The organism is candidate division WOR-3 bacterium (genome assembly GCA_016867815.1).
In the GTDB taxonomy this organism is placed as follows: domain Bacteria; phylum Hydrothermota; class Tepidihabitantia; order Tepidihabitantales; family Tepidihabitantaceae; genus UBA2258.
Map to the genome: position 1 here is coordinate 1 of VGIR01000093.1, position 11,072 is coordinate 11,072.

At 63.3% G+C, this 11,072-nt stretch carries 7 protein-coding genes; 1 reads left to right on the forward strand and 6 read right to left on the reverse strand.

Annotated elements, in window-relative coordinates:
- Positions 1 to 286: 286 nt before the first annotated feature.
- The 6 genes from FJY68_11685 to FJY68_11710 form a co-directional block, all read right to left on the reverse strand.
- Positions 287 to 1,939, reverse strand: coding sequence for a hypothetical protein (locus tag FJY68_11685; GenBank protein MBM3332488.1), 1,653 nt, complete (start codon positions 1,937 to 1,939; stop codon positions 287 to 289).
- A 337-nt stretch (positions 1,940 to 2,276) separates the two neighbouring features.
- On the reverse strand, positions 2,277 to 7,343 hold the full coding sequence (locus tag FJY68_11690) for a tetratricopeptide repeat protein (GenBank protein ID MBM3332489.1): 5,067 nt from the start codon (positions 7,341 to 7,343) through the stop codon (positions 2,277 to 2,279).
- Positions 7,344 to 7,637: 294 nt separating this feature from the next.
- Positions 7,638 to 8,366 (reverse strand): metallophosphoesterase family protein, encoded by a 729-nt coding sequence (locus tag FJY68_11695; GenBank protein MBM3332490.1) that lies wholly within the window; start codon positions 8,364 to 8,366, stop codon positions 7,638 to 7,640.
- Between the two features lie 90 nt (positions 8,367 to 8,456).
- Positions 8,457 to 8,870, reverse strand: coding sequence for a transcription antitermination factor NusB (gene nusB, locus FJY68_11700; protein MBM3332491.1), 414 nt, complete (start codon positions 8,868 to 8,870; stop codon positions 8,457 to 8,459).
- A gap of 86 nt (positions 8,871 to 8,956) precedes the next feature.
- On the reverse strand, positions 8,957 to 9,424 hold the full coding sequence (locus FJY68_11705) for a 6,7-dimethyl-8-ribityllumazine synthase (protein ID MBM3332492.1): 468 nt from the start codon (positions 9,422 to 9,424) through the stop codon (positions 8,957 to 8,959).
- The gene (locus FJY68_11710) at positions 9,378 to 10,637 is read right to left on the reverse strand and encodes a bifunctional 3,4-dihydroxy-2-butanone-4-phosphate synthase/GTP cyclohydrolase II (GenBank protein MBM3332493.1); all 1,260 of its coding nucleotides are present in this window, start codon (positions 10,635 to 10,637) and stop codon (positions 9,378 to 9,380) included. Before FJY68_11710 ends, FJY68_11705 begins: the two co-directional genes overlap by 47 nt.
- Before the next feature lie 285 nt (positions 10,638 to 10,922).
- Here FJY68_11710 and rplM point away from each other — a divergent pair.
- Positions 10,923 to 11,072: 50S ribosomal protein L13 (rplM, locus tag FJY68_11715; GenBank protein MBM3332494.1), on the forward strand; the 150-nt coding region annotated here is incomplete at its 3' end.

Here is an 11,072-nt window from a genome sequence, read left to right on the forward strand (position 1 = left end):
GCCAAGCCCTGATCGAGTTCATCGCGCCGGTGTCAGGCAGAGTGGAACTCAGGACCTACGCGTCGGACGGCCGGCTGGTCGGAAGCGAAACCCGTACCGCCGTCATCGGCCAGCGCCTGAGCTTCCAACTGGACGGCACCAAGCTCGCGAACGGCACCTACCTGGTGCAGGTCAAGACGCCGGCCGGGCTCTACGCCCAGAAGACCGCGGTCCTCAAGTAGAGCGACACCAGACATCACGAGGGGCGGCCGCCTTGGCCGCCCCTCGCAACTTAGAGCCAGACCGGCTAGAGTTTCAGGATTTTGAACGAAACCGGCGCGCTATCGACACGGCCGCATACGATGTAGACCCCCGGAGCAGTCGAAGCCGGCAAACGCAGCCGGTTCACACCTTCCCGAAGGCGTCCGTGCACCAGTACCGTGATACGTTGACCATCAATCGCGTACAAGCGAATGTCCACATGGGCAGCATGGGCAAGCTCGAGCGATATACCCCCGTCCACCACCAGCCTGACGCCGCTGGTACTCGCCGCCCGGTCCGGTTGCTCTCCGACCCCCACGGTGGTGTCGCATATCGCGTGATAGGAGACGGTCTCCGACTGCAGGGGCAGCGAATCCCAATCGTACATGAACGTCGTGTCGCGCATCTGCCCGCCGTCAACGCGGAGTGTGTCCTGGATCGGAAACTGCGAATCGGTGCATATCACCCGGCTGCCGTTGGGACCAAAGGACGCGAACTGGAAATCGTCTCCGCCCAGGAAGGCGAAGCTGTTCGTCCAGCCGGCCGCCGCATACCCACCGGCAGCAAGCTGTATGAGTGGATACGGCACGTCGGAAGCGGATCCGGGATAGTTCTGACTCGGGTGCGAATGGGCCCACTGGATAGCACCAGCCGGGGTGAGCTTGAGCAGCAGTAGGTTCGGATTGGGCGCTCCCGGTCCCACGCTCCTGGTCGGGCCGCACAGCGCAGACCCCCCGTCAAAGGTCGTGACCAGCGACCGGTCGTCGAGCACCTGTTCGTCATCAGCGGCCCAGCCGTATGTTGACTGCCATATCGGGACACCGGATTGCGTACACTGCAGCACGAAGATGTCAGTTCTGACCATCGGGTTCGTACCGTAGCTTAGAGTCCAACCTGCTGCCATCACGTTCGCCTGCTGGTCCTCCGCTACCGAGTACGCCTCGTCGGCGGCGTCACCGGGCACGAAGTTCATCCACATCACATTGCCCATCGGGTCCAGCTTCAGCACGAACGCGTCAAAGTCGGCCGAGGCGCGGATCTTGGCTCGACCGGCAACAGCGTATCCGCCATCAACGGTCTGTATGATCGAGTACCCCTCATCCTCACCCAGATGCGGGTTGCACCAGTAGGCCTTGGCCCACATGGGTAGCCCGATCGGGTTCAGCCTCACCACCATGATGTTGGGGTAGGGTGGCGGTCCGTACGTGTACGTATACCCGACGAGCGCGTAGCCGCTGTCCTTGGTCTGGACGACGGAAAACGCCCGGTCGTCGGCAGCCCCGCCAAAGGCCCACGCCCACTGCCGGGCGCCGGCGGCTGTGAGCTTGACCACCAGCGCATTCGCACTGGGGATGCCTGGGCCGTAGCTCCGCGTCCAGCCGCAGAAGGCATACCCCCCGTCCCTGGTCCGGGCCAGCGAATTCGCCTCCTCGTCGTCCGTACCGGCCGAAACGAGCGACCACTGCGGCACGGCCGCCGGGTTGGTCTTGACGACGAGGATGTTGGAAAAGGCGGGCGCATTGTACCCGTAGCTCCGGGTCCAGCCCGCAAGGCAATAGCCCGAGTCCGAGGCCTCGACCAGCGCGAGCGCCCGCTCGTCAAGCGTATCGCCGTATATCATCGCCGGTTGCTGCGCCGATGCAGCAGCGGCAACGAGAGACAGTAGTGCGGCGCATACCGCCGCGTGCCTCAACTGCATACTAACCTCCCTTTAGGACTTGGACATAATGCATCTGGGAGAGACGCTTGTCAAGTGCGGCCGCAGACGAGTCGACACGCCGCAGTCCCGGCAGGCGACCCACCGCGCCAGGCGCCCGCGTCGACGCGTCGGCTGTGGTCTACCCGTCGCTCAGTCTCGTGGTCAACCAACAGGGCGCGACTCAGCCCCAGGGACACGCCGAAGAGACTGGGGCAGCTGCCGATGGCAGGTAGCAGTATGAAGGAGAATGGTGGCGGGCCAGTGCCGCAGATACAGTGCGGCCAAGTCGAAGCCGACGGGGCCGGCAAACTAACGATGTACGACTGAGCAGTTCAGTCTAGCGCTTGCGGTTGGAGGCGAGTCTTCGGCTTTTGCTTTCCGTCTTCGCGGTCTGCGTTTGAGGTCGCTCCGGCTTCACGGAGAGCTCTGCGAAACGTTGTTGGGCAAAGGCGAGCTGCTCCGCGTACTCGGTCGGAGCAAGTTCGATGAAGTGCCGGTAAGAATCGGCCGCGTCTTCTCTGCGGCCGATTGTCTCCAAGTCGAGCGCCTTGCCGTACCAGGCCATGGCGTAGTGCGGATCGAGCCCTATGACCTTGTCGGCGCAGTCGATTGCCTCTTCGAGCCGGCCCATCTCCCGCAGCAGCAGCCCTTTGTTGTACCAGACGCTGACGGCCCCGGGCTCGAGATCCAGGGCTGTCCCGTAGCATCGGAGTGCCTCCACGTGTCGTCCCAGGTAGGCCAGGCTGATGGCGGTGTTGGCCCAGGCGTTGGCATTCAGCGGGTCGATCTCCAGCGCTTTGTCGAAGGCGTGGACCGCCTCCTCGTGCTTCCCCCCGCTGGCGAGGATTAGGCCTTCGTGGTTCCAGCCGAGCGCGAACTGCGGGTCAAGCTCGAGGACCCGGTCGCAGCACTTGATCGCTTCTTCGTACCGGCCGAGGACGTGCAGACTGCGGCCTTTGTTGTACAGGGCCAGCACGTTGCTGGCGTCCTGCCTGAGCACCTCGTCGTAGCAGGCGATGGCCTCTTCGTGCCGCCCCAGGCTGTCGAGGCTGAGGCCCTTGTTGTTCTGGGTGTCGATCGCCCACGGGTCCTGCTCCAGCGACTCGTCGTATGAGTGTATCGCCTCTTCGAAACGGCCGAGCCGGCTGAGGATATCGCCCCGCGCCCGCAGGGCACCGACGTCGGACGGGGCGAACTCCAGCGCCTTGTCGACGCAGACCAGGGCGTCTTCGGAGCGGCCCAGAGCATCGAGGGCGCTGCCCTTGCTGGTCCAGGCCTGCGGGTTGGCCGGGTCGAGATCGAGCACCTGGTCATAGCCGGCGACCGCCTCTTCGTAGCGGTCGAGGTTCACCAGAGAGAGACATCGGCCGTTCCAGGCCGCGACGTTCCGCGGGTCGAGCACCAGCACCTTGTCGTAGCAGGCCAGCGCATCCTCGTGGCGTTCGATGGCGGTGAGACTGGCCGCCTTCGCAGCCCACGCTGCCGTCAGGGCCGGGTTGAGATCCAACCCCTTGTCGAAGCACTTGACCGCCTCTTCGTAGCGACCAAGACTGTGGAGGTCGACGCCTTTGGTGAGCCAGGCATCAGCATTCCGCGGCTCCAGCTCCAGTGTATCGTCAAGCGAGCGCACGGCGTCCTCAGGCCGTCCCGCGCGCGACAGCGCAAGCCCCCGATGGTAGAGGGCCTCGGCGAACCGCGGGGCGATTTCCAGCGCCTTGTCGTAGCAACGAACCGCGTCTTCGTCGCGCTTCAATGCCCCAAGACTGATACCCTTGTTCGACCAGGCGGCGGCGTTGCGCGGGTCGAGATCCAAGCACTTGTCATAACTGCCCAGCGCGTCCGCGTGACGGCCCAGGCTGGCAAGACTCAGGCCCTTCTGGTTCCAGGCGAGAGCGAAAAGTGGCGACAACACCAGTGCCTGCTCGACGGCGGCGAGTGCCTCTTCGTGGCGACCCGAGCAGTGCAGACTCCGCCCCTTGTTGTACCAGGTAACGGCGAGCCCGAGATCAAGTTCCAGAGCTTGGTCGCATGCGGCGATAGCCTCGTCATAGCGTCCGAGGCTGTAGAGACTCAGCCCCTTGGCGCTCAGGGCCTCAGCGTGCTTCGGCTCGAGCGCAAGGGCCTGGTCGTAGCAGCCAATCGCCTCTTCGTAGCGTGCAAGCCGGATAAGCACATCGCCCCTGCTGCGCCAGATGCCTGCGTCCGGCGTGGCCAGCTCCATCGCTCTCTCGTAGCTGGCGAGTGCCTCATCCAGGCGTCCCTGTCGGGCAAGCACCTCGGCCTTGTCGCGCCAGACCCTGGCCTCCTGCGGAGAGAACTCCAGCGCCTTCTCGTAGGAGCGGATCACCTCTGGATCGTTTGTGCCGAGTCGGTTCAGGACGTCACCCCGACTGCGCCAGGCCCCGGCCTCGCCGGGGGCAGTCTGGAGCGCCTTCTCATAGGACAGAATAGCGTCTTCGTATCGCCCCAGCCGGTTCAGCACGTCACCCTTGTTACGCCAGACGCCGGCTTCCTGCGGACCGAGTTCCAGCGCCTTCTCGTAGCAGGCGAGAGCTTCAGCATCGCGTCCCAGCCTGTACAGGCTGCCGCCTTTGTTGTTCCAGGCGCCCACGTAGCTCGGGTCGAGCTCCAGGGCCTTGTCATAGGACCTGATTGCCTCCTCGTACTGCCCCAGGCTGTCCTGGCCGAGTCCCTTGTTGTTCCATGCCGCCGGGTGCTGTCCGTTGAGCTCCAGAGCCTTCTCGAGGTATGCCACCGCTTCCGCGTGCCGGCCGAGGCTGTCAAGAGTGTTGCCCTTGTTGTTCAGCGCTCCCAGGTGCTGCGGCTCCAACTCCAGGACCTTGTCGTAGCAACTGCTCGCCTCTTCGTATCGGCCCATACGGAACAGGGCGTTGCCCTTGTTGTGCCAGGCCGCGACCAGCTTGGGGTCGAGTTCGAGGGCTTTGTCCAGACACGCCACTGCTTCTTCGTACCGGCCCAAATGGTAGAGGTCGAAACCCTGGTTGCGCCACGCCGCCACCAGCCCTGGTCGCAGCTCCAGTGCCTTGTCGTAGCTTGCGACCGCCTCTTCCCGGCGGCCCAAACTGTCGAGAACCAGTCCCTTGTTGTACTGCGCCGCCGCGTAGCCCGGCTCAAGCTCGATGACCTTGTCGTAACAGCTCAGTGCCTCCTCGAGCCGCTCGAGCCGAAAGACCGCGTTGCCCTTGTTGTACCAGGCAGCGACGTCGTCTGCGACAAGGTAGAGGGCATTGTCGTAGCAACGGAGTGCCTCCTCGTACCGACCCAGGCCGAAGTTGCTGCTGCCCTTGTTGTTCCAGGCCCCTGCATAGGCCTGGTCGATTCCCAGGGCCCGATCGAGACAGGGAATGGCTTCCTCGTGCCTGCCCAGGCTGTTGAGACTCGCGCCTTTGTTGTTCCAGGCTCGGGCACAGGCCGAGTCAAGTTCAAGGGCCTTGTCGTAGCAGACGAGAGCCTCCTGGTCCCGGCCCAGGCTGTGCAGACTCGCGCCTTTGTTGGTCCAGACCGCGACGTTCTGCGGGTCAATCCCCAGGGCTTTTTCAAAGCAACGCAGGGCCTCCTCGCATCGGCCGAGACTGTCGAAGCTGACCGCCAGATTGGACCAGGCGTTCAGGTTCTGCGGGTCGATCTCCAGCGCGTTATCATAGCACCTCACCGCCTCCTGTTGCCGACCCAGCAACTGAAGGTCGTTCCCCTTCCGCTGCCATGCGGCCCCGAGCCGCGGGTTGATCTCCAGGGCCTTGTCGTAGCAGACAAGAGCCTCCTCGCGGCGCTCGAGACCGTCGAGGCAGTCCCCTTTGTTCCACCAAGCCAGGGCGTGATTCACGTCTATCTCCAGAGCCTTTTCACAGCACCGGATTGCCTCATCATACCGACCCAGACAGCTGAGGCTGTTCGCTTTGTTGTTCCAGGCCGCTGCATTCCGCGGATCGAGTTCGAGCGTTCGGGCGGCGCATTTGATTGCGTCTTCGTACCGGCCGAGGCTGTGAAACGTGTTGCCCTGATTGTGCCAGGCAAGGACATCTCGCGGGTCGATTTCGAGTGCCTTCCCGAAACAGGCAATCGCCTCTTCATCCCGGCCCAGACTGCGCAGCGTCGCGCCCCTGTTGCTCCAAACCGCGGCCAGATTGTTCTTGCTGCTGGGGGATGAGTCTGCCTGGAGCCACGGCAACATCCTTACTTTCGAGAGCTCGAGGGCTTTGTCGTGGCAGAGCAGGGCTTCATCGTACCGCCCCAGGCGGTGGAGGATTATACCCTTGCTGCACCACGCCGGCTCGTGTCCCGGGGCAAGTTCGATTGCCCGATCCAGACAGCGGATCGCCTCTTCGTCTCGGCCCATGCAGCGCAAGCTGGTGGCTTTGTTGTACCATTCCCAAGCCTCGGGTACCTCAAGTACTGGCGGGGCGACCTGACGCTCGAACAACAGCTCGAGGTCCGCGCGCAGGTCTTTGAAGGTCTGGTATCTCCGGCCCGGCTCCTTTTCCATGCAGCCTTGAACGACGGAGGACAACGGGGAGTCGAGTGCCGACACCGGTGCCTTGGCGTGGAGCCGCTGCATATCTCCCCAGAACCGGGTCGTCTCCTGCACGGTTTCTGGCATGGTCGTAAGGAAGGGAAGTCGGCCTCCGCTGGCAATCTGGTACAGCACCACGCCGAACGAGTAGACGTCGCTGCGTTCGTCGCCGTGCGCGGGATTCACAAACTGCTCTGGCGCCATGTGAGTTGGAGTGCCAAACCCGCGGCCCTCTAGAAAAGGCCCGGACAGGCCGACCGTGCCTTGTCTGACACTCAGCCCCACGGACAGCCCCCTCGGTGCGGCCGGGACCGCTGCCATTCCGAGGTCGGCTATCCGGACCGTCTTGTCCTGGCCGATCATGATGTTGGCGGGCTTGATATCTCGGTGGCAGCGAATGCCTTTGGAGAGGACATACTCCATTCCGTGGCAGAACTGCACCGCCCAGTGCAGTCCCTGCGCGAGGTCGGGAGGCCGGTGTTGCAGGTAGCCTTCAAGGGTGTTCAGACCGCTCTCGTCGGGCGCCACGTGCTCTAAGCCAACGAAGAGCCTGCCCGCGATGTTGATGACGTGGTGCGCGCGCACAAGATGCGGGTGTCGTCCCACCCCCACCCAGTTACTCGCCTCCCTGCGGAACCGCTCCCTCGCCTGGGTATCGGCTAGATACTCGTCACGGAATGTCTTCAGGACGTAGACTTCCCTGGCTTCGTGCGAGTAAACCAGGTAGGCCGCACCGATCCCACCCGAGCCGAGGACGCCATAGACTTCGTACTTCTGGCCGATGACGTCGCCGCGTTTGTAGGATGGACCCGATGCAACCTCGTGCTCATCGGTGTTCTTTGGAACGCTGGAACTGAGCGAACGACTACTCAAGCCTATGGCCTCATGATCGTTCTTCGCACCTGTGGCCGGCTGTGGATGCGACCCGCCGGGGACTTCGCCACGCAGACGTGTTCGTAATCACACCACCTAAGATGCTAGGCGTTCGAGAGCCGGTGTCAAGTCTACCGGCCGAAGACCCGAGGAAAACTGACCCGAGCCGGATACCGGAGGCTGGAAGTGCCGACCCGCTGACGATTGCCTCGACTATCTGGCGGTGGCCGAGACCCGAAACGTACCCACTGCCGCCGACTCTACCCGTGGCGACTGCTGCTCTTTGCTGTCCCCTCAGCGCCCGGATTCGAGGCGCGAGGCGAGGTACTCGGCCAGGCCGGCTGCGCGTATCTTGGCCTGCACCGCCGCAATGTCGTACGCTACTCGCAGGTACGTCACCTCCTGCACGGCCTCGTCATACATCAGACAGCAAGCTCGTGGGTCGCAGTCACGCGGCTGGCCGACGCTCCCTGCATTGATGAAGTACCTGGCTTTTGCCAGCACCTTGAATGCATCCTCACGCACGATCCGAGCCGGTCTTCCCGGCTGGCGTTCGGCCGCAAACGGCTGGTGCGAATGACCAACCATGCACACGCCGCTCGCGTAGTGCTCCATTTCGCGATCGGCCGCGCGCAGGTTCAGGACATACTCCCAGGCGGCAGGGGCGGAAGGAGACGAATGAACGACGAATAGCGGTCCTTCTTCGGCAGTGAGGGGCAGTTTCTCCAGGAAGAGCCGGTTCGACTCGGTGAGCCGGCTCCGGGTCCAGAGCAGCGCCTGGGCGGCGACCGAGTTGAAGGCGTCGATCGGGACCTTGCCGATCGCGCCGTAGTCGTGGTTGCCCGCGACGCACGTGCAGCGCATGCGACGGATCGCCTCGACGCAGAGGTTGGGGTCGGAACCGTATCCGACGATATCGCCACAGCAGACGAACTGCGTCGCGCCCTTGTCCCTGAGTACAGCGACTACTGCCTCAAGGGCCTCAAGGTTCCCGTGGATATCGGAAATGACGCCGATTCTCACGCGGTGCGCTGCGCCCGAACCGCCGCCGAGGACGCCCGCTCTTGCGGGACCTGGGCTGCCGACCCTCTCTGAGGTCTCGTCCTGTGGGGACTAGTGTGACGGATCCGATTCCTGGAAGACACCGTCGAGCACCCCGTTGACAAACTTGCCGGCCTCGTCGTCGCCGTACTTCTTCGCTATCTCCACCGCCTCGTTTATTGACACCTTGGGCGGAACGTCGTCGAAGTAGAGGATCTCCGCCGCCGCCAAGCGCAGTATGGCACGATCCAGCACGGTCAGCCGTTCGAGCCGCCAGCGCGTCAGGTGCCGGCGCAGAACTGCATCTGTCTCCTGCTGGCGTCCCAGCGCCGCATCCACAAGCCGGCGCAGATAGGTCTCGGCCTCATCCGAAGGGTTCTTGCGCAGCAGTATCTCGGAAATCGTGTTCTCCGGCTCGTCGCCGACCAGGTCGAGCCGGTACAGCACTTCGAGCGCGGACTCACGAGCCAGTCGGCGGTTGGTCATCGTAAGACAGCCCTCGGGCTCAAGGAATCTGGACGACCAGTACCCGGGCCCGCATCATCGACTAGTGTACCCCTGAATCCCTGGTCCTATGCGAACTTCTGCTTCTCTAGGTTCGCCATTTCGATAGCCGAAAGCGCCGCGGTCCAACCCTTGTTGCCGGCCTTCGCTCCGGCCCTCTCCAGCGCCTGCTCAAGCGTATCTGCGGTTATGACCCCGAAAGCCACCGGGACTCCCGTCTCTAGATACACGTGGGCGATCCCCTTCGCCACTTCCGAGGATACGTACTCGGCGTGCGGCGTGTCGCCGCGGATGACCGCGCCGAGTGCGACAACGGCATCATACTTCTTCATCGAGGCGACGCGGAGCGCGACAGCCGGGATTTCGAACGCCCCCGAAACCCAGATGACGTCAGCCGCCTTGGCATTGTGCCGGTCGAGGCAGTCGAGCGAGCCCGCGAGAAGCTGCTTCCCCACGAGGTCGTTGAAGCGCGATACTACGAGCGCGAACCTACGGCCGGTTGCGTCGAGCTTGCCTTTGAACTCCCTGGTTTCCATTGATGACTCCTTTCTCCAGATCACCGAGCAGGTGCCCGAGCCGATCTCGCTTTGTCACCAGATAGCGAATGTTCTTCTTGCCCGGCCGGACCACTAGCGGCACCCGGCCCACAACGTCGAGTCCGAATCCGCGCAGCCCGACTATCTTGCGGGGGTTGTTGGTGAGCAGCCGGATGCTCGAAAGCCCGAGGTCGCATAGTATCTGCGCGCCGATGCCGTAGTCGCGCAGGTCCGGTTCAAACCCGAGTGCGATGTTGGCCTGAACTGTGTCGAGCCCCTGGTCCTGCAGGGCGTAGGCCCGCAGCTTGTTCGCTATGCCGATACCCCGCCCCTCCTGCCGCATGTACAACACCACGCCCCGGCCCTCGCGGGCGACCAGCTTCATCGCCTGCGCGAGCTGCGGCCCGCAGTCGCAGCGTTGCGAGTGAAACACGTCTCCGGTCAGACACTGAGAGTGAACACGTACGAGCACTCGCTCCTTGTGCCGCACGTCGCCCTTGACCAGGGCGATGTGGGCATAGGGTTCGACAACATCCTCGTAGACGACAGCACGAAAGTCGCCGTAGTCGGTCGGTAGAACGGTTTCGACGACCCTGCGGATGAGCTTTTCACGCTGCCGCCGATAGTCAATCAGATCCTTGATAGTGACAATCCTGAGTTGGAAGCGCCTCGCGACCGTCTGCAGCCCGGGCAGGCGCGCCATGGTGCCGTCGTCGGCCATGATTTCGCACAGCACGCCGGCTTCGCCCAGACCTGCCAGCCGTGCAAAGTCCACCGTCGCCTCGGTATGACCGGCACGTACCAGCACTCCCCCATCCTGGGCTATGAGCGGGAAGATGTGGCCGGGTCGAGCCAGATCCTCCGGCCGCGTCTTGGGATTCACAAGGGCTCTGATGGTCATGGCGCGGTCATGGGCAGAGATGCCGGTGGTCGCACCCTTGGCTGAATCGACTGAGACAGTGAACGCCGTGCCGTGCAGCGCGGTGTTGCCCTCGGTCTGCAGAGGCAACGCAAGCTCGTGGCACCGGCTCATGGTAAGAGGCACGCAGATAAGCCCGCGGCCGTGGCGGGCCATGAAGTTGACCTTGTCGGCGGTGATCTTCGCGGCCGCGCAGACGAAGTCGCCCTCGTTTTCGCGGCCTTCGTCGTCAACCACGATGACGAAGCGCCCTGCCCTCAAGTCGGCTAGCGCCTCATCTATCGAAGCGAACACGCTCTTGCCGTCAACCCCGCGCCGGATCTTCTTGGCTCCGCCAGTCATGAACAGTCAAGATAGTGGCGCGTCCGGCTAAGTCAAGAAATGCGCCGGGACGCAACGCCGGGGCGGCCCAACTCAGCTATTGATTTGTCTCGGGAAATCAGTATCATAGCCATTCTCTGCCGGGCCCTTGAGCCTGTTGGCGGCACGGTGGCTCAGGTCTGCGCAGCGACCAACGGCTTTCTAAAGAGCCCGTCTAGCATTGACAGTAGTAGCGAAATTGGTATAAGGATAGCTAAGATGAAGACTTACGTCGCCAGGAACGACGACATAAAGAGCGAGTGGTATCTGTTTGACGCCGGCGGTCAGACCTTGGGCCGCCTCGCCACACAGATAGCTGTTCGTTTGATGGGCAAGCACAGGCCAATCTACACCCCCCACATCGACTCG